An 18264-nucleotide genomic window follows, 5' to 3' on the forward strand; every position below is an offset into this window, starting at 1 on the left:
CGCCATGAGTGACGAGCCCGGTACGCCCGCCGACGACTTTCCGCACGGTGCGGGAAACCCGGCCCGGGGCGCCCTGCGGGCAGCGGGCTACACCCGCCTCGCCCAGCTCACGACCGTGACCGCCGCGGAGGTGCTCGCGCTCCACGGGGTCGGCCCGAAGGCGATCGGGGTCCTCCGCGAGGCGCTGGCCGCCGAGGGCCTGGCCTTCGCGGGGGAGTGAGGCCCGTACGCTCCGGGCCTCCCGCGCCGGGCAGGTTCAGGGCCTCCCGCGCGGGCCCCGCTCCGTGCCTCAGCCCTGGCGGACCGCCGCCTCCAGTGCGATCCGGTGCTCACCGGCGTACACGTTCATCGACCGGCCGCGCAGGAAGCCGACCAGCGTCAGTCCGCTCTCCGCCGCCAGGTCCACGGCCAGCGACGACGGCGCCGAAACCGCGGCGAGCACCGGGATCCCCGCCATCACGGCCTTCTGCGCCAGCTCGAACGAGGCCCGCCCCGACACCAGCAGGACGGCCCGGGACAGGGGCAGCCGGTGGTCCGTCAGCGCCCGCCCCACCAGCTTGTCGACCGCGTTGTGCCGCCCGACGTCCTCGCGGACGTCCAACAGGTCGCCCTCCTCGGAGAACAACGCGGCGGCATGCAGGCCGCCCGTCCGGTCGAACACCCGCTGCGCGGCCCGCAACCGGTCCGGGAGGGCGGACAGCAGCTCCGGGGTGACCCGCACCGGGGGTGCGTCGGCCACGGGGTGCCGGGTCGTGGTGCGTACCGCGTCCAGGCTGGCCTTGCCGCACAGGCCGCAGGAGGAGGTGGTGTAGACGTTCCGCTCCAGCGTGATGTCGGGGACCCGGACCCCGGGCGCCAGCCTCACGTCCACCACGTTGTAGCTGTTCACCCCGTCCGCCGTCGCCCCGGCGCAGTAGACGATCGACTGCACCTCGTCCCCCTCGGCGATCACCCCCTCGCTGACCAGGAAGCCCGCGGCCAGCGCGAAATCGTCGCCCGGCGTACGCATCGTGATGGCCAGCGGACGGCCGTTCAGGCGGATCTCCAGGGGTTCCTCCGCCACCAGGGTGTCCGCGCGGGAGGAGACGGCGCCGTCCCGGATGCGGAGGGTGCGGCGGCGTTCGGTGGCCCGTCCCATGGATGTGAACCCCGATTCTGTCCGTGTGCGATGGCTTCTGTCCGTACGAGCGGAAGCCGGAAGCTGATCCCGCCATTGTCCGGCACCCGCACCGGCGTGTCGCTGCCACGGCCACAGCACGCTGACCAGGCTGTTGTCAATGCTCCAACGTGCGGGCCGGATTCCTGTGGGATCACGTGCCCCCGTACCCGACGGTAGCGACCAAGACTGGATGTTTCCTGCCCTACCCGACGATGGGAACCCGTATGACCGGCTCACGTGTCGTGGCGCTCGGCCACTACCAGCCCGCCAAGGTGCTCACCAACGACGATCTGGCGGCCATGGTCGACACGAGCGACGAGTGGATCACCAGCCGGGTCGGTATCAAGACCCGCCATGTGGGTGGCCCCGACGAGCCGGTGGACGAGATGGCCGCGCACGCGGGAGCCAAGGCGCTGGCCACGGCCGGGCTGGCGCCCTCGGACATCGATCTGGTCCTCGTCGCCACCTCCACCGCGATCGACCGGTCCCCGAGCATGGCGGCACGGGTCGCGGCACGGCTCGGCATGGGTTCGCCCGCCGTGATGGACATCAACGTGGTGTGCTCCGGCTTCACGCACGCGCTGGCCACCGCCGACCACACGATCCGGGCCGGTGCGGCGAGCCGCGCCCTGGTCATCGGCGCCGACAAGATGGCCGACATCGCGGACTGGACCGACCGCTCCACCTGCGTCCTGCTCGGCGACGGCGCGGGCGCCGCGGTCGTCACCGCCGACCCGACGGCCCCCGACACCCCGGACGGGCCCGGCATCGGACCGGTGCTGTGGGGCTCCGTGCCGGAGATGGGCAACGCGGTCCGGATCGAGGGAACGCCGCCGCGCTTCGCGCAGGAGGGCCAGTCCGTCTACCGCTGGGCCACCACCCAGCTTCCCCCGATCGCCCGCCGGGTCTGCGAGAAGGCGGGCATCGCCCCGGAGGACCTGGCCGCCGTCGTCCTGCACCAGGCCAACCTGCGGATCATCGAGCCGGTCGCCCGCAAGATCGGCGCGGTCAACGCCGTCATCGCCCGGGACGTGGTGGACTCCGGCAACACCTCCGCCGCCTCCATCCCGATGGCCCTGTCCAAGCTGGTCGAGCGCGGCGAGGTCGCCTCCGGCGCGCCCGTCCTGCTCTTCGGATTCGGCGGAAACCTCTCCTACGCGGGCCAGGTCATCCGCTGCCCGTGACCGCTTCCCGGGCGTCCGGGTGACCTCCGGCCGAAGACCTTTGTCCTGGGTGTGGAGAAAGTTGGGGCGGATTCCTGCGCAACTTCTTCCCACTCCGGGAAAGCGCTGCTACGTTCCCCTCGAAAGCCCGACGGACTGGCCGATGTGGCGGGGAGGGACGCGTGAGACGCATGACGGCACGACCCGCGAACGCGCATCAGGCGCGGCTGCTCCGGCTGCTGCGCGACGGGGGCCCCAACTCCCGTGCGCAACTGGGTGATCAGGTAGAGCTCTCGCGCTCGAAGCTCGCCGTCGAGGTGGACCGGCTGCTGGAGACCGGCCTGGTGGTGGCCGACGGACTCGCCGCATCGCGCGGCGGGCGCCGCTCGCACAACATCCGGCTCGCTCCCGAACTGCGGTTCCTCGGGGTCGACATCGGCGCGACCTCGATCGACGTGGCCGTCACCAACGCGGAGCTGGAGGTACTGGGACACCTCAACCACCCGATGGACGTGCGCGAGGGACCCGTAGCCGTCTTCGAGCAGGTCCTGTCGCTGGCCGCCAAACTGCGGGCCTCCGGACTCGCCGAGGGCTTCGACGGCGCGGGCATCGGGGTCCCCGGCCCCGTCCGCTTCCCCGAGGGCGTGCCGGTCGCGCCGCCGATCATGCCCGGCTGGGACGGTTTCCCGGTCCGCGAGGCGCTCAGCCAGGAGCTGGGCTGCCCCGTCATGGTCGACAACGACGTGAACCTCATGGCGATGGGGGAGCAGCACGCGGGCGTGGCCCGCTCCGTGGGCGACTTCCTCTGCGTCAAGATCGGCACCGGCATCGGCTGCGGCATCGTCGTCGGCGGCGAGGTCTACCGAGGTACGACCGGCAGCGCCGGGGACATCGGGCACATCCAGGTCGACCCGGACGGCCGGGCCTGCGCCTGCGGCAACAAGGGCTGCCTGGAGGCCCACTTCAGCGGCGCCGCCCTCGCCCGGGACGCGGAGGACGCCGCCCGGGAGGGCCGCTCGCCCGAGCTCGCCGCCCGGCTGGAGACGGCGGGCCGCCTCACCGCCGCCGACGTGGCGGCCGCCGCCGCTGCCGGGGACGCCGCCGCGCTCGACCTGATCCGCGAAGGCGGCAACCGGCTCGGCCAGGTGATCGCGAGCCTGGTCAGCTTCTTCAATCCCGGTCTGGTGGTGATCGGCGGCGGGGTCACCGGCCTCGGTCACAACCTCCTCGCCAGTGTCCGCACCCAGGTCTACAAGCAGTCGCTGCCCCTGGCCACCGGCAACCTCCCCATCGTGCTGGGCGAGTTGGGCCCCACCGCCGGAGTGATCGGCGCGGCCCGGCTCATCAGCGACCACCTCTTCTCACCGGCCTGACCACAGGGGCCGACGCACCACCGTATTGGTCAGGTACCCGGCATCAGCCAGGTACTAGTCAGGTACTCGTCAGGTACCCGCTCGTCAGGCAGATCAGCCAGGAACCAGTCAGGTACTCGCTCGTCAGGTCCTAGTCCAGCAGCCGTTCGCGGTGCCGCCGGCTCCACGGCACCTCCAGCCCTGCGCCCTGTCCGCTCACCGGCCCTCCCCGGCCCCTCGGCACCGCCCGAGCAGGGGAGACCCCATTCGCCGAGGGGATTCGTCATGGCACCAGAACCACCCCTGCTCACCATGTCCGGCATCACCAAGCTCTTCCCGGGCGTCCGTGCCCTGGACGGCGTCGACCTGGAGGTCCAGGCCGGCGAGGTCCACTGCCTCCTCGGCCAGAACGGCGCCGGCAAGTCCACCCTCATCAAGGTGCTCGCCGGAGCCCACCAGCCCAACGACGGCGAGATCACCTGGCGCGGCGAGACCGTCCAGCTCAAGTCGCCGATCGCCGCCATGCGCCTGGGCATCGCCACCATCTACCAGGAACTCGACCTGGTCGAGGGCCTGTCGGTCGCCGAGAACGTCTTCCTCGGCCACGAGCCGACCAGCGCGGGCTTCATCGTCCGTACGGGGGAGGGCCGTCTCGCCGCGAAGGCGCTCCTGGCCCGCCTCGGGCACCCGGAGATCGACCCCGCCCGGCACGTCGGGGACCTCTCCGCCGCCCAGCAGCAGATCGTCTCCATGGCCAGGGCGCTCTCCCACGACGTCCGGCTCATCGTGATGGACGAGCCCTCCGCCGCCCTCGACCCCGACGAGGTCGACAACCTCTTCCGGATCGTCGACAGCCTCACCGCCGACGGGGTGGCCGTCGTCTACATCTCGCACCGCCTGGAGGAGATCCGCCGCATCGGCGACCGGGTCACCGTCATCAAGGACGGCAGGACCGTGGCCGTCGGGCTGCCCGCAGCCGACACACCCACCCGCGACATCGTTGCCATGATGACCGGCCGGGACGTCGCCTATGTCTTCCCGCCGCGCCCGGAAGAGCCGGCCGCCGCCACCGCCGAACCCGTACTCCGGGTCCAAGGCCTGTCCCGCAAGGGCGAGTTCGCCCCCGTCGACCTGGAGCTGCGGCCCGGCGAGATCGTCGGCCTCGCCGGACTCGTCGGCTCGGGACGCTCCGAGATCCTGGAGACCATCTACGGAGCCCGCAAGGCGAGCACCGGGACCGTCACCGTCGCCGGCAAGCAGCTCCGCCCCGGCAGCGTCCGCGCCGCCGTCGCGGCGGGCATCGGACTCGCGCCCGAGGAACGCAAGGCGCAGGCGCTGCTGATGACCGAGTCGGTCACCCGCAACGTGTCGGTCTCCTCCCTCTCCCGCTTCGCCCGGATCGGCTGGATCGACCGGGGCGGTGAGCGGAAGGCCGCTCAGGGGGCCACCCGTGAGCTGCAGATGCGGCCCGACAACCCGGACGCCGCCGTCCGCACCCTCTCCGGCGGCAACCAGCAGAAAGCCGTCCTCGCCCGCTGGCTGCTGCGCGGCTGCCGGGTCCTGCTGCTGGACGAACCCACCCGTGGCGTCGACGTCGGCGCGCGCGCCGAGCTCTACGCCGTGATCCGCCGGCTGGCCGACGAAGGCCTCGCCGTTCTGCTCGTCTCCAGCGAAGTGCCCGAAGTCCTGGGCCTCGCCGACCGGGTGCTGGTGCTCCGCGAGGGCCAAGTGGTCCACACGGCCCCCGCCCAGGAGCTCGACGAGCACCGCGTACTCGACCTCGTGATGGAAGGGAGCCCGACGCCATGACACAGCCCGCCCCGTCGGCGCAGCACAACGGGCCGGACAAGGGGACCCTCACCGGCCCCTCCGACACGCCGCCCTCGAAGTCGGGCGGTGGCATGCCGGCCCTCGGTCTGCGGCTCGACGTCCGGATCCTGTCCCTGCTCGGCGTGCTCGCCGCGCTGATCGTGGTCGGCGGCATCACCGAACCTGACGCCTTCCTGGACACCGGCAACCTCCAGCTGATCCTGACCCAGGCGTCCGTCATCGGCGTCGTCACGGTCGGGATGACCTTCGTCATCATCAGCGGCGGCATCGACCTCTCCGTCGGCGCCATGGTCGCCCTCGCCTCGGTGTGGGCGACGACCCTGGCCACCCAGGAGTACGGCTTCGCGGGCATCGCGTTCACCGCGGTCATCGTCGGCCTCGCCGCCGGACTCGTGAACGGCGTCCTCATCGCGTACGGGGGAATGGTCCCCTTCATCGCGACGCTCGCCATGCTCGCCTCGGCGCGCGGACTCGCCCTCCAGATCACCGACGGCAAGACGCAGATCGTCACCGTGGACTCGGTCCTGGACCTCGGCCTGCCCGACTCCTACATTCTCGGCATCCCGCCGCTGGTCATCATGTTCGCCGTGGTCACCGTCGTCGGCTGGCTCATCCTCAACCGGACCACCTTCGGCCGCCGCACCGTCGCCGTCGGCGGCAACGCCGAGGCCGCCCGGCTCGCCGGGATCGACGTCCGCCGCCAGCGCCTCTACCTCTACCTGCTGTCCGGGCTGTGCTGCGGCATCGCCGCCTTCATGCTGATCGTGCTCGCCGGCTCCGGCCAGAACACCAACGGCAACCTGTACGAGCTCGACGCCATCGCCGCAGCGATCATCGGCGGGACCCTGCTCAGCGGCGGCCGGGGCACCATCGTCGGCTCCGTCCTCGGCGTCCTGATCTTCACCACGATCACCAACATCTTCGCTCTCAACAACCTCCAGAGCGATGTCCAGCAGATCGCCAAGGGCGCCATCATCGTCGCCGCCGTCCTCGTCCAGCGCCGCACCATGCGCGGCAGGGAGACCTGAGCGACCGAGCGTCCCGGCACCCGAGCGCCCCACAACGCACCCCCCCCCAGCACCCGCACCTCGTACGCACCCACCGGATGAAGGGTCAGACCGTCATGCCAGAAACCAGCCGCAGAGGGCTGCTGTTCGGAACCGCCGCCGTCTCCGCGGGCGCGCTCCTCACCGCCTGTACCAGCAACGAGCCCAAGAAGACCGAGCCCGCCGGCAACAGCGCCCCCGCCGACGACAAGCCGGGCAAGGCCGTCACCATCGGCTTCGCCGGACCGCAGGCCGACCACGGCTGGCTCAACGCGATCAACGTGAACGCCAAGTCCCGGGCGGAGACGTACTCCGACGTCACCCTGGAGATCACCGAGGGTTCCAACGACACCGCCGCCCAGATCGGCCAGGTCAAGACCCTCATCAACAAGAAGGTCGACGTCCTCGTCGTCCTCCCCGCCGACGGCAAGGCCCTCACCCAGGTCGGCCTGGAAGCGATGAGGGCGGGTATCCCCGTCGTCAACCTGGACCGCATCTTCGCCTCCCCGCAGGCCTACCGCTGCTGGGTCGGCGGCGACAACTACGGCATGGGCCTCAACGCCGGGCACTACATCGGCGAGCAGCTCAAGGACAAGGCGAACGCCAAGGTCGTCGAGCTCGCCGGAATCGACAACCTGGAGCTGACCAAGCAGCGCAGCCAGGGCTTCGCCGACGCCCTCAAGAACTACTCCAACATCAAGCTGGTGGCCCGTCAGGCCGCCGACTTCACCGTCGAGTCGGGTCAGGCCAAGATGGCCCAACTCCTCCAGGCACAGAAGCAGTTCGACGCCCTGTGGAACCACGACGACGACCAGGGCGTCGGCGCGCTCCGCGCCATCGAGCAGGCGGGCCGGGACGAGTTCATCATGGTCGGCGGCGCCGGCGCCAAGTCCGCGATGGACGCCATCAAGGCCGACAACTCGGTCATCAAGGCCACCGTCCTCTACCCGCCGACGATGGCCGCGTCCGCGATCGACCTGGCACGGGCCCTGGGCCAGAGCAAGGGCGTCAGCGGCCTCTCCGAGATGGAGATCCCGACCTCCCTGACCCTGTACTCCGCGGTCGTGACGAAGGACAACATCGACCAGTACCTGCCGACGGGCTTCAACTGACCGGGACTCCGGGGGGTGCGGAGAGCGCATCCCCCGGCCCGTTACCGCACACCGATGAGGAGGAAGTCCGCATGGCCCGTAGTCAAGAGACGGAAACGCAAGGCCCGGCACCGTCGCCGCAGGAGGCGCGAGGAACGCTCGGGGTCGGCATGGTCGGATACGCGTTCATGGGCGCCGCCCACTCGCAGGGCTGGCGCACCGCAGGACACGTCTTCGACCTGCCCCTGCGACCCGCTCTCGCCGCGATCTGCGGACGCGACCGTGCGGCGGTCGACGCCGCCGCCGCCCGGCACGGCTGGGCGGCGGCGGAGACCGACTGGCGGGCACTGATCGCCCGGGACGATGTCCAGCTGATCGACATCTGCACCCCCGGCGACAGCCATGCGGAGATCGCCATCGCCGCCCTGGAGGCGGGCAAGCACGTCCTGTGCGAGAAGCCGCTCGCCAACACCGTGGCCGAGGCGGAGGCGATGGTCCGCGCCGCCGAAGCGGCCTCCGCCCGCGGGCAGGTGGCGATCGTGGGCTTCAACTACCGCAAGGTGCCCGCCATCTCCTACGCCCGGCAGCTCATCGCGGAGGGCCGGCTCGGCCCCCTGCGCCATGTGCGCGCCACCTACCTCCAGGACTGGCTGGTGGACCCGGCCTCACCGCTCACCTGGCGGCTCAAGCGCGAGCACGCCGGGTCCGGCGCGCTCGGGGACCTCGGCGCCCACATCGTCGACCTCGCCCAGTACCTGGCGGGCGAGCTGCTCACCGGTGTGTCCGCCGTGTCCGAGACCTTCGTACGCGAGAGGCCCCTGCTCGCCGGGGCGTCGGCCGGGCTCTCCGGCAGCGCCGACACGGTGGAGCGGGGCGAGGTGACCGTCGACGACGCGGCGATCTTCACCGGCCGGCTCGCCTCCGGCGCACTGGCCTCCTTCGAGGCGACCCGGATGGCCGCCGGGCGCAAGAACGCCCTGCGCCTGGAGATCAACGGGGAACGGGGGTCGCTCGCCTTCGACCTGGAACGGCTCAACGAGCTGTCCTTCCACGACCACACCGAGCCCGCCGCCACCGCGGGCTTCCGGCGCATCCTCGTCACCGAACCCGAGCACCCCTACCTGGAGGCCTGGTGGCCGCCGGGCCACGGACTCGGTTACGAGCACACCTTCGTCCATCAGGCCCGTGACGTGGTCCACACGATCGCCGAAGGGGCTCAGCCCGTACCGTCGTTCGCGGACGGACTCCAGGTGCAGCGGGTCCTCGCCGCCGTCGAGGAGAGCGCCGCCAAGAACTCCGTCCACACCCCGGTCCCGTCCTCGTCCTAGGAGGCTGCCGCCCATGCCCCGCCCCTTCACCCTGTTCACCGGCCAGTGGGCCGACCTCCCGTTGGAGGAGGTCTGCAAGCACGCCCGGGACTTCGGCTACGACGGGCTCGAACTCGCCTGCTGGGGAGATCACTTCGAGGTCGACAAGGCGCTGGCCGACCCCGGATACCTGGACACCAGGCACCAGCTGCTCGACAAGTACGGCCTGAAGTGCTTCGCGATCTCCAACCATCTGGTCGGCCAGGCCGTCTGCGACAACCCGATCGACGAACGCCACCAGGGCATCCTGCCCGCCCGCATCTGGGGCGACGGCGAGCCCGAGGGCGTACGGCAGCGGGCCGCCGCCGAGATCGCGGACACCGCCCGGGCCGCCGCCGCCTTCGGGGTGGACACGGTCATCGGGTTCACCGGCTCCTCGATCTGGCACCTCGTCGCGATGTTCCCGCCCGTCCCGCCGCACATGATCGAGCGGGGCTACGAGGACTTCGCCGAGCGCTGGAACCCGATCCTCGACGTCTTCGACGCCGAGGGGGTGCGCTTCGCGCACGAGGTGCACCCGAGCGAGATCGCGTACGACTACTGGACCACCAAGCGCGCGCTCGAAGCGGTGGACCACCGGCCCGCGTTCGGGCTGAACTTCGACCCGAGCCACTTCGTCTGGCAGGACCTCGACCCGGTCAACTTCCTCTACGACTTCCGGGACCGGATCTACCACGTGGACTGCAAGGAGGCCCGCAAGCGCCTCGACGGCCGCAACGGCCGGCTCGGCTCGCACCTGCCCTGGGGCGACCCCCGGCGCGGCTGGGACTTCGTCTCCGCCGGCCACGGCGACGTGCCCTGGGAGGACGTCTTCCGGATGCTCCGGTCCATCGGCTACGAGGGCCCGATCTCCGTGGAGTGGGAGGACGCCGGCATGGACCGGCTGACCGGCGCTCCCGAAGCGCTCGCCAGCCTCAAGCGGTTCGACTTCGACCCGCCGTCGGCCTCCTTCGACGCGGCCTTCGGCGGCGGCGAGTAGGACGCCCGACCAAGCCCCGGGGGCATGATCCGGTTCACGGCTCCCCGCCCCCGGGGCTGCCTCGCGCTGCCCGGAAACTCCTTTGTCCTGACGGAAGCAGAAGTTCGACTTACCTGTTGCACAAGGGCTTTCCGTCGAGGACGAACAGGTCTACCGTCCATTTCGTGTACACGACATGACTCGCGTCACCGGGGTCGCTCCCGTCTCCGGTGACGCACGCGCGGCAGTCCCCGCGCGGCACGGCACGGCTACACCCGCCCGTACAACCGGCACTCTCCGGAGGACCTACGTGCACAGAACCAGAAAGCGGCTCCTGGCCCGGACCCGCGTCCGTAAATCGCTCGCGCTGTTCACCGGCGGCCTGCTCGCCGCCGCGACCCTGACCCTCGGCTCCGCCCCCGGAGCCACCGCCCACCCGGGGCACCCCGGGCACGAGGAGCCCGTGGCGGAGGACTTCCAGCAAGTCACCCTGGCCAAGGGCGCCGAGGAGACCGGCGAGCCCATGTCGCTCGCCGTCCTCCCGGACCGCAGCGTGCTGCACACCTCACGCGGCGGCGAGCTGCGGATCACCGACAGCGCCGGCAACACCCGGATCTCCGGCACCCTCCCCGTGTACACGCACGACGAGGAAGGCCTCCAAGGCGTCGGCGTCGACCCCGACTTCGCCGAGAACCGGGCGATCTACCTCTTCTACGCACCGCCGATGGACACCCCCGCGGGCGACGCCCCGGAGACCGGCACCCCCGCCGACTTCGCGAAGTTCGAGGGCGTCAACCGGCTCTCCCGCTTCGTCCTCAACGAGGACGGCACCCTCGACACCGCCAGTGAGAAGAAGGTCCTGGACGTCGCCACCTCGCGCGGCACCTGCTGCCACGTCGGCGGCGACATCGACTTCGACGCCGAGGGCAACCTCTACCTCTCCACCGGCGACGACACCAACCCCTTCGCCTCCGACGGCTTCACCCCGATCGACGAACGCCCCGACCGCAACCCGGCGTTCGACGCCCGCCGCACCTCGGGCAACACCAACGACCTGCGCGGCAAGATCCTGCGCATCAAGGTCGCCGAGGACGGCTCGTACACCGTTCCGGAGGGGAACCTCTTCGCACCCGGGACGGACAAGACGCGCCCCGAGATCTACGCGATGGGCTTCCGCAACCCCTTCCGCTTCTCCGTCGACCAGGCCACCGGCACCGTGTACGTCGGCGACTACGGCCCCGACGCCGGCGCTGCCGACCCCAAGCGCGGACCGTCCGGCAAGGTCGAGTTCGCCAAGGTGACGAAGGCCGCCAACTTCGGCTGGCCCTTCTGCGTCGGCGACAACGAGCCCTACATCGACTACGACTTCGCCACCAAGGCATCGGGCGCCGCCTTCGACTGCGCCGCCCCGAAGAACGAGTCGCCGCACAACACCGGGCTCGTCGACCTCCCGCCGGCCCAGGCCGCGTGGATCCCGTACGACGGCGGATCCGTGCCCGAGTTCGGCACCGGCTCCGAGTCCCCGATGGGCGGACCCGTCTACCGCTACGACGCGGACCTGGACTCCCCGGTGAAGTTCCCCGAGGCCTACGACGGCGACTTCTTCGCCGGTGAGTTCGGCCGCCAGTGGATCAAGCGCATCGAGCAGGACGCCGACGGCGGCGTCCAGTCCATCAACGACGTGCCGTGGTCCGGCACGCAGATCATGGACATGGCCTTCGGCCCGGACGGGGCCCTGTACGTCCTCGACTACGGCCTCGCCTGGTTCGGCGGCGACGAGAACTCCGCGCTCTACCGCATCGAGAACGCCACCGGAGGCCGCTCGCCCATCGCCGAGGCCGCGGCCAACAAGACCTCGGGCACCGCACCCCTGAAGGTGAAGTTCTCCTCGGCCGGCACGTCCGACGGCGACGACGACCCGCTCACCTACGCCTGGGACTTCGGGGACGGCTCCAAGTCCACCGCCGCCAACCCGACACACACGTACAAGAAGAACGGCACCTACACCGCCACCCTCACCGCCGAGGACCCCACCGGCCGCACCGGCTCCGCCAGCGTCCACGTGACCGTCGGCAACACCGCCCCGACCGTGGAGCTGGTGCTTCCCGAGGACGGGCAGCTCTTCGAGTTCGGTGACGCCGTGCCGTTCAAGGTGAACGTCAGCGACCCGGAGGACGGGACCATCGACTGCACCAAGGTCGAGGTCAAGTTCACCCTGGGCCACGACAGCCACGGCCACGACATCACCACCGAGCACGGCTGCGAGGGCACCATCAAGACCGCCATGGAAGGCGGCCACGACCCCAACGCCAACATCTACGGCGGCATTTCCGCCTCCTACACCGACAACGGCGGCGGCGGCCAGGCCAAGCTGACCGGCAAGGACGCCTCCCGGCTCCAGCCCAAGCACCGTCAGGCCGAGCACTTCGACGCCTCCTCCGGCGTCACCACCCCGAGCAAGTCCAGCGCCCACGGCGGCAAGACCGTCGGCGACATCCACAACGACGACTGGATCTCCTTCAAGACGTACGTCCTGGGCGGCACCACCAAGCTCACCGCCCGCGTCTCCTCGGCCGGCTCCGGCGGCTTCCTCGAAGTACGCGCCGGATCGCCCACCGGGAAGATCCTCGGCTCGGGCCCCGTCCCGGTGACCGGCAGCTGGGACACCTTCCAGGACATCGACATCCCGCTGCGCGGTGCGCCCAAGAAGCAGACGGAACTCTTCCTGGTCTTCAAGGGCGGCGACGGAGCGCTCTACGACGTCGACGACTTCGAACTGTCCAGCACCCCGGTCGACAGGACCGCCAAGCGCGTCCTGGTCTTCTCCAAGACCGCCGGCTTCCGCCACGACTCGATCCCCACGGGCATCGCGGCGCTGAAGGAGATCGGCAAGGACACCAACATCACGGTCGACTCCACCGAGTCCGCCGCCCAGTTCACCACCAGCAACCTGGCCCGTTACGACGCCGTCGCGTTCCTCTCCACCACCGGTGACGTCCTCAACGCCGAGCAGCAGAAGGCGTTCGAGAACTACGTCGCCACCGGCGGCGGCTACGTCGGCATCCACGCGGCCGCCGACACCGAGTACGACTGGGAGTTCTACGGCGGCCTCGTCGGCGCCTACTTCGACTCCCACCCGCAGATCCAGCCCGCGACCGTCCGCGTCGAGGACCACGACCACCCCGCCACCGCCCACCTCGACGACGAGTGGCAGCGCACCGACGAGTGGTACAACTACGGCACCAACCCCCGGGACAAGGCCAAGGTCCTCGCCACACTCGACGAGACCACCTACACCGGCGGGAACATGAAGGGCGATCACCCGATCTCCTGGTGCCAGACCTACGAGGGCGGCCGCTCCTTCTACACCGGCCTCGGCCACACCAAGGAGTCCTACGCCGAGCCGGCCTTCCGCAGCCACGTGCTGGGCGGCCTGCGCTACGCCACCGGCCAGGTCAAGGCCGACTGCAAGCCGGACAAGGACTACCGGCCCGTCTTCAACGGCAAGACGCTGGAGGGATGGAAGCAGGCCGGCCCGGGGAAGTTCTCCGTCAGTGACGGCGCCCTGCACTCCGAGGGCGGCATGGGCCTGCTCACCTACCAGGCCAAGGAACTGAAGTCGTACTCGCTCAAGCTCGACTGGAAGATGTCCGGCGACGACAACTCCGGTGTCTTCGTGGGCTTCCCGGAGTCCGACGACCCCTGGTCGGCGGTCAACAACGGGTACGAGATCCAGATCGACGCCACCGATGCCGCCGACCGCACGACCGGCGCCGTCTACACCTTCAAGTCCGCCAACATCAAGGCCCGTGACCGCGTCCTGCGGCCGCCGGGCCAGTGGAACAGCTACGAGATCAAGGTCCAGGGCGAACGTCTGCAGATCTTCCTCAACGGATCGAAGATCAACGACTTCACCAACACCGACCCGGCCCGCAGTCTGAAGGACGGCTACATCGGCCTCCAGAACCACGGAGCCGACGACCAGGTGTCCTTCCGCAACATCCAACTGAAGGAGCTGCCCTCGCAGTAGGGCGGCGCCTCTGCCGACGACGGGCGGGGGAAGCATGCACACCTTCCCCCGCCCGTCGTCCTCCACCCCCGACATCCCCCCAGGGAGGCAGCCCGTGACCGCACGCGCCGATCGTGAAGGCCGAACCGACGCCCCAGGCCGCACCGACGTCCCGAGCACCTCGGAGGCCACCGGCCCCGCGGGAACCGCGGGCCGCACCGGTGTCTGGTTCATCGGAGCACGCGGCTCCGTGGCGACCACCGCCACCGCGGGCTGCGCCGCCATCGCCGCGGGCCTGCACCCGCCGACCGGCATGGTCACCGAGACGCCCCCCTTCGCCGACAGCGGACTGCCCGCCCTGACCAGCCTGGTCTTCGGCGGCCACGACACCCTCGACTGCCCGCTGGCCAAGCGGGCCGAGGCCCTGGCCGACGGCGGCGTACTGCCCCACGGACTGCCCTCCGCCGTACGCGCCGAACTCGACGCAGCCGACGCGGAGATCCGCCCCGGCGGACCGCTCCCCGGCGACACCCGCACCGACCAGGAACTCATCGCCGCGTTCGCCGCCGACCTCACCGACTTCGCCCACCGCCACGACCTGGCCCGCACCGTCGTCGTCAACGTCGCCTCCACCGAACCCGCACCGGGACCCGGCGACCCCCGGCTGCCCGCCAGCTCGCTCTACGCCGCCGCCGCCCTGCGCGCCGGCTGCTCCTACGCCAACTTCACCCCGTCCACCGGACTGCGCACCCCCGCGCTCACCGACACCGTCGCCTCCAGCGGACTTCCCCACGCCGGACGCGACGGCAAGACCGGCCAGACGCTGCTCCGTTCCGTACTCGCCCCGATGTTCCTCCAGCGGGCCCTCGCCGTACGGGCGTGGTCCGGGTCGAACCTGCTGGGCGGCGGGGACGGAGCGGCGCTGGCCGATCCGGCGGCCGCGGCCGCCAAGAACGCCGGCAAGGAACGCGTCCTGGCCGACACCTTCGGCACCGCCCCCGAGGGCGAGGTGCACATCGACGACGTGCCCGCGATGGGGGACTGGAAGACCGCCTGGGACCACATCGCCTTCGACGGTTTCCTCGGCTCCCGCATGATCCTCCAGACCATCTGGCAGGGCTGCGACTCGGCCCTCGCGGCCCCGCTGGTCCTGGACCTGGCACGGCTGCTCGCCCGCGCCCACGAGGCCGGGATCAGCGGCCCGCTGCCGGAGCTCGGCTTCTACTTCAAGGACCCGGACGGCGGCACCTCCGCGGCCCTCGCCGAGCAGTACGCCACCTTGCTCACCTTCGCCGAGCGGCTGCGGGCCCAGGCGTGAGGTGGCGACGGAACACCCTCCCGGCCGTCCTCGCGGCGACCCTGTCGGTGCTCCCGTCCGGGAGGCGGAACGGGTATTCCCACGGCGGGCCGACCGCCGTGACCGAAGACAGCCTGTCCGGTGCGGGTGGGACTGCGCCCGCACCGGACAGGCCCGAACCGCCCTCCACGAGCCGGCCCGGGGAACAGGGCGCGCACACCGCCGCGGGCCGGCCGGACACCGGATCCGACCGGGGCGAGCCCCGGCAGCGCCTGCGGGCCTGGGCGGAACTGCTGCGGGTCTCCGCCCTGTTCTCCGTGCCCGGGGACGCCCTGGCGGGCGCGGCGGCGGTGGGCCGCCGACCCGGCCGGGGCACCGCACTGGCGATCGGCGCTTCGCTGTGCCTGTACGAGGCCGGGATGGCCCTCAACGACTGGGCCGACCGCGACGAGGACGCCGTGGACCGGCCGCACCGCCCGATCCCCTCGGGCCGCATCAGCCCGGCGGCGGCCCTGGGCGCGGCCGGGGTGCTGACCGCCGCGGGCCTCGCCCTCGCGGCCCGGGCCGGCCGCCCCGCGCTGACCGTCGCCACGGGCCTGGCCGCCACGGTCTGGGCCTACGACCTGCACCTGAAGCACACGAAGGCGGGCCCGGCCGCCATGGCGGCGGCCCGCTCGCTGGACCTGCTGCTGGGCGCGACGGCCACGGCGACGGGCGTACGCGCGCCGGGCGGCACCAGTGCACCCGACAACGTTGCCGCGGCGGCACACCGCGGCCTGCCCGCATGCCTGCCCGCTCTGCCCGCCGCCCTGGTGCTCGGGTCCCACACCTACGGCGTCACCGCCGTATCCCGCCACGAGACGCAGGGCGGTTCCACCGGCACCCCGCTCGCGGTGCTGGCCACGACGACGGCACTCGCGGCAGCGGTGCTGCGGGAGTCCTGGGGACGGGCCCCCGGCCGGTCCGGTACGACGAGGGCGGAAGCCGACGCCGGCCCCGTCGCGCGGCGGCTCGACACAGGCCCGCTCGGGAAGGTCACCGACCCCGTCCGGCTCCTGGCCGTCACGCTCACCGGCGCCTACCTCCGCACCGCCGGGCCACCCCTCCTGCACGCCGCGCTCAACCCGTCCCCGCCCCTGACCCAGCGGGCGGTCGGCGGGGGCATCCGGGCCATGATCCCGCTCCAGGCCGCGCTCGCCGCCCGCGCCGGGGCGCCCGTCACCGCTCTCGCCGTCATGGGGCTCGTCCCCCTCGCCCGCAGCCTCGCCCGGAAGGTGAGCCTCACATGACCCTCCACCTCGGATACGGCACCAACGGGCTCACCGACCTCCGCCTCGACGACGCCCTCGGCCTGCTCGCCGACCTCGGCTACGAAGGTGTCGGCCTGACCCTCGACCACATGCACCTGGACCCCCTGGCCCCGGACCTCACCGAGCGCACCCGCCAGGTCCGGCGCCGGCTCACCTCCCTCGGGCTCCGGGTCACCGTGGAGACCGGCGCCCGCTACGTCCTCGACCCGCGCCGCAAGCACGGCCCCTCCCTCCTCGACCCGGACCCCGACGCCCGTGCCGCCCGCACCGCCCTGCTGGTCCGCGCCGTCGACGTGGCCGCCGAACTCGGCGCGCACGCCGTCCACTGCTTCAGCGGCATCACCCCGCCCGGCACCTCGCCGGACACCGCGTGGAAGCGGCTCACCGAAGCGCTCACCCCCGTACTCGAAGCGGCCGACCGGTCCGGCATACCTCTCGCCATCGAACCCGAACCCGGTCACCTCCTCGCCACCCTCGCCGACTTCCACCACCTGCGCGGCCTCCTCGGCGACCCGGGACCGCTCGGCCTCACCCTCGACATCGGCCACTGCCAGTGCCTGGAGGAGGCGACGCCCCTGGAGTGCGTCAAGGAATCCGCCCCCTGGCTCCGGCACGTCCAGATCGAGGACATGCGGCGCGGAGTCCACGAGCACCTCCCGTTCGGCGAGGGGGAGATCGACTTCCCGCCCGTGCTCGCCGCCCTGGCCGCCTCGGACTACCGGGGCCTCACCGTCGTCGAACTGCCCCGCCACTCCCACGCGGGCCCCGAACTGGCCCGCACCTCCATCGACTTCCTGCGCGACGCCATGACGCGCGGCACCGCGACCGAGGGAGCCGCCCCGTGCTGAAGTCCCGCAAGGAACTCGACGCCGAACTCGGCGGAGCCGCCCGGGCCTGGCTCGACGAGGCCCTCGCCGAAGCCGCCCACGACGCGGCCACGCCCGACCTCCCCGGCCCGTACACCTCCCCGCCGTGGGAGTTGCGCTACGCCGCCGCCGGCCGGCACTGCGGACCGGAACACGCCGACTCCGTACGCTCCCTCCTGCTCGTCGAGGCCCGCGCCCCGCTGTCCTCCGTCACCCGGCTCTACGAACAGGGCACCGCCGCCGAACGCCGCGCCGTCCTGCTCACCCTGCACCGCCTCGACCTCGGCGACACCGCGCTCCCGCTCGTCGAGGACGCCCTGCGCGCCAACGACACCCGGCTGGTCGCCGCGGCCGTCGGCCCCTACGCCGCCGACCACCTGGACCCGCACGCCTGGCGGCACGCCGTACTGAAGTGCCTGTTCACCGAAGTGCCGGTCGCGGCCGTCGCGCGGCTCGACGACCGGGCCCGGGGAGACGCCGAACTCGCCCGCATGCTCAGCGACTTCGCCGAAGAACGCACCGCCGCCGGCCGCGCCGTCCCCGAAGACCTGCGCACGGTCCTAGGGCATGTCCGGCGGATCAGGGCCGGGTCCACGACGCCTGGCACTTCCCCAAGCTCTCGGCTTCGCTCGAGCAGGGGAGGCCCCATCCCTCGCGGCGTTGCCGAAACACCCGAATCGCTCCGCGATGAGGGCGTTCCAGCGCCTTGCGATGCACCGCACCAGACACCGCGGCCTATCCGGCCCTGATCCGCCGGACACGCCCCAGCCCTCACCGCCCCCGCCGACGGGGGCGCCCACCGGGCCCCGCCGACCG

The 18264-nt window shown here is 71.8% G+C and carries 14 protein-coding genes; 13 read left to right on the forward strand and 1 reads right to left on the reverse strand.

The genetic code is table 11. From position 1 onward, the window contains the following. Positions 1 to 4: 4 nt before the first annotated feature. Positions 5 to 220, forward strand: a complete 216-nt coding sequence (locus IE272_RS12235) for a helix-hairpin-helix domain-containing protein (protein WP_030623563.1) — start codon at positions 5 to 7, stop codon at positions 218 to 220. Between the two features lie 69 nt (positions 221 to 289). Here IE272_RS12235 and fdhD read toward each other — a convergent pair whose 3' ends face one another. After that, positions 290 to 1138, reverse strand: a complete 849-nt coding sequence (gene fdhD / locus IE272_RS12240; RefSeq protein ID WP_190006845.1) for a formate dehydrogenase accessory sulfurtransferase FdhD — start codon at positions 1136 to 1138, stop codon at positions 290 to 292. A 245-nt stretch (positions 1139 to 1383) separates the two neighbouring features. Here fdhD and IE272_RS12245 point away from each other — a divergent pair, with 245 nt between their 5' ends. The 12 genes from IE272_RS12245 to IE272_RS12300 all read left to right on the forward strand — a co-directional run bounded on the left by IE272_RS12245 (position 1384) and on the right by IE272_RS12300 (position 18197). Beyond that, positions 1384 to 2343, forward strand: a complete 960-nt coding sequence (locus IE272_RS12245; RefSeq protein WP_050359135.1) for a beta-ketoacyl-ACP synthase III — start codon at positions 1384 to 1386, stop codon at positions 2341 to 2343. A 170-nt stretch (positions 2344 to 2513) separates the two neighbouring features. Continuing rightward, positions 2514 to 3695: an ROK family transcriptional regulator gene (locus IE272_RS12250; RefSeq protein WP_056705858.1), complete on the forward strand. Its 1182-nt coding sequence runs from the start codon at positions 2514 to 2516 to the stop codon at positions 3693 to 3695. A gap of 264 nt (positions 3696 to 3959) precedes the next feature. Then, positions 3960 to 5483: a sugar ABC transporter ATP-binding protein gene (locus IE272_RS12255; RefSeq protein ID WP_050359137.1), complete on the forward strand. Its 1524-nt coding sequence runs from the start codon at positions 3960 to 3962 to the stop codon at positions 5481 to 5483. Beyond that, complete coding sequence (locus IE272_RS12260; protein ID WP_050359138.1) at positions 5480 to 6532, forward strand: ABC transporter permease; 1053 nt, start codon at positions 5480 to 5482, stop codon at positions 6530 to 6532. The genes IE272_RS12255 and IE272_RS12260 overlap by 4 nt, the downstream gene beginning before the upstream one ends. A 95-nt stretch (positions 6533 to 6627) precedes the next feature. Then, the gene (locus IE272_RS12265; protein ID WP_056705856.1) at positions 6628 to 7662 is read left to right on the forward strand and encodes a substrate-binding domain-containing protein; all 1035 of its coding nucleotides are present in this window, start codon (positions 6628 to 6630) and stop codon (positions 7660 to 7662) included. Between the two features lie 71 nt (positions 7663 to 7733). Next, on the forward strand, positions 7734 to 8969 hold the full coding sequence (locus IE272_RS12270) for a Gfo/Idh/MocA family protein (protein WP_050359140.1): 1236 nt from the start codon (positions 7734 to 7736) through the stop codon (positions 8967 to 8969). A 13-nt stretch (positions 8970 to 8982) separates the two neighbouring features. Further along, positions 8983 to 9987: a sugar phosphate isomerase/epimerase family protein gene (locus tag IE272_RS12275; protein ID WP_050359141.1), complete on the forward strand. Its 1005-nt coding sequence runs from the start codon at positions 8983 to 8985 to the stop codon at positions 9985 to 9987. 289 nt (positions 9988 to 10276) lie between these two features. Next, a complete protein-coding gene (locus tag IE272_RS12280) occupies positions 10277 to 13996 on the forward strand; it encodes a ThuA domain-containing protein (RefSeq protein ID WP_190006846.1) in 3720 nt (1239 codons plus the stop codon). 94 nt (positions 13997 to 14090) lie between these two features. After that, the gene (locus IE272_RS12285; protein ID WP_179890924.1) at positions 14091 to 15293 is read left to right on the forward strand and encodes an inositol-3-phosphate synthase; all 1203 of its coding nucleotides are present in this window, start codon (positions 14091 to 14093) and stop codon (positions 15291 to 15293) included. Next, on the forward strand, positions 15290 to 16561 hold the full coding sequence (locus IE272_RS12290; protein WP_190006847.1) for an SCO3242 family prenyltransferase: 1272 nt from the start codon (positions 15290 to 15292) through the stop codon (positions 16559 to 16561). The genes IE272_RS12285 and IE272_RS12290 overlap by 4 nt, the downstream gene beginning before the upstream one ends. Beyond that, the gene (locus tag IE272_RS12295; protein ID WP_050359144.1) at positions 16558 to 17430 is read left to right on the forward strand and encodes a sugar phosphate isomerase/epimerase family protein; all 873 of its coding nucleotides are present in this window, start codon (positions 16558 to 16560) and stop codon (positions 17428 to 17430) included. Before IE272_RS12290 ends, IE272_RS12295 begins: the two co-directional genes overlap by 4 nt. After that, positions 17424 to 18197 (forward strand): EboA domain-containing protein, encoded by a 774-nt coding sequence (locus IE272_RS12300; RefSeq protein ID WP_229897286.1) that lies wholly within the window; start codon positions 17424 to 17426, stop codon positions 18195 to 18197. The genes IE272_RS12295 and IE272_RS12300 overlap by 7 nt, the downstream gene beginning before the upstream one ends. Positions 18198 to 18264: the final 67 nt, after the last annotated feature.

Origin of the sequence: Streptomyces anulatus, assembly GCF_014650675.1 — a bacterium.
Taxonomy (GTDB): domain Bacteria; phylum Actinomycetota; class Actinomycetes; order Streptomycetales; family Streptomycetaceae; genus Streptomyces; species Streptomyces anulatus.

Coding starts and splice junctions, on each gene's coding strand:
- IE272_RS12270 (WP_050359140.1), top strand. CDS start 7,734: ATGGCCCGTAGTCAAGAGACGGAAACGCAAGGCCCGGCACCGTCGCCG.
- IE272_RS12245 (WP_050359135.1), top strand. CDS start 1,384: ATGACCGGCTCACGTGTCGTGGCGCTCGGCCACTACCAGCCCGCCAAG.
- IE272_RS12265 (WP_056705856.1), top strand. CDS start 6,628: ATGCCAGAAACCAGCCGCAGAGGGCTGCTGTTCGGAACCGCCGCCGTC.
- IE272_RS12235 (WP_030623563.1), top strand. CDS start 5: ATGAGTGACGAGCCCGGTACGCCCGCCGACGACTTTCCGCACGGTGCG.
- IE272_RS12250 (WP_056705858.1), top strand. CDS start 2,514: ATGACGGCACGACCCGCGAACGCGCATCAGGCGCGGCTGCTCCGGCTG.
- fdhD (WP_190006845.1), bottom strand. CDS start 1,138: ATGGGACGGGCCACCGAACGCCGCCGCACCCTCCGCATCCGGGACGGC.
- IE272_RS12295 (WP_050359144.1), top strand. CDS start 16,558: ATGACCCTCCACCTCGGATACGGCACCAACGGGCTCACCGACCTCCGC.
- IE272_RS12275 (WP_050359141.1), top strand. CDS start 8,983: ATGCCCCGCCCCTTCACCCTGTTCACCGGCCAGTGGGCCGACCTCCCG.
- IE272_RS12260 (WP_050359138.1), top strand. CDS start 5,480: ATGACACAGCCCGCCCCGTCGGCGCAGCACAACGGGCCGGACAAGGGG.
- IE272_RS12255 (WP_050359137.1), top strand. CDS start 3,960: ATGGCACCAGAACCACCCCTGCTCACCATGTCCGGCATCACCAAGCTC.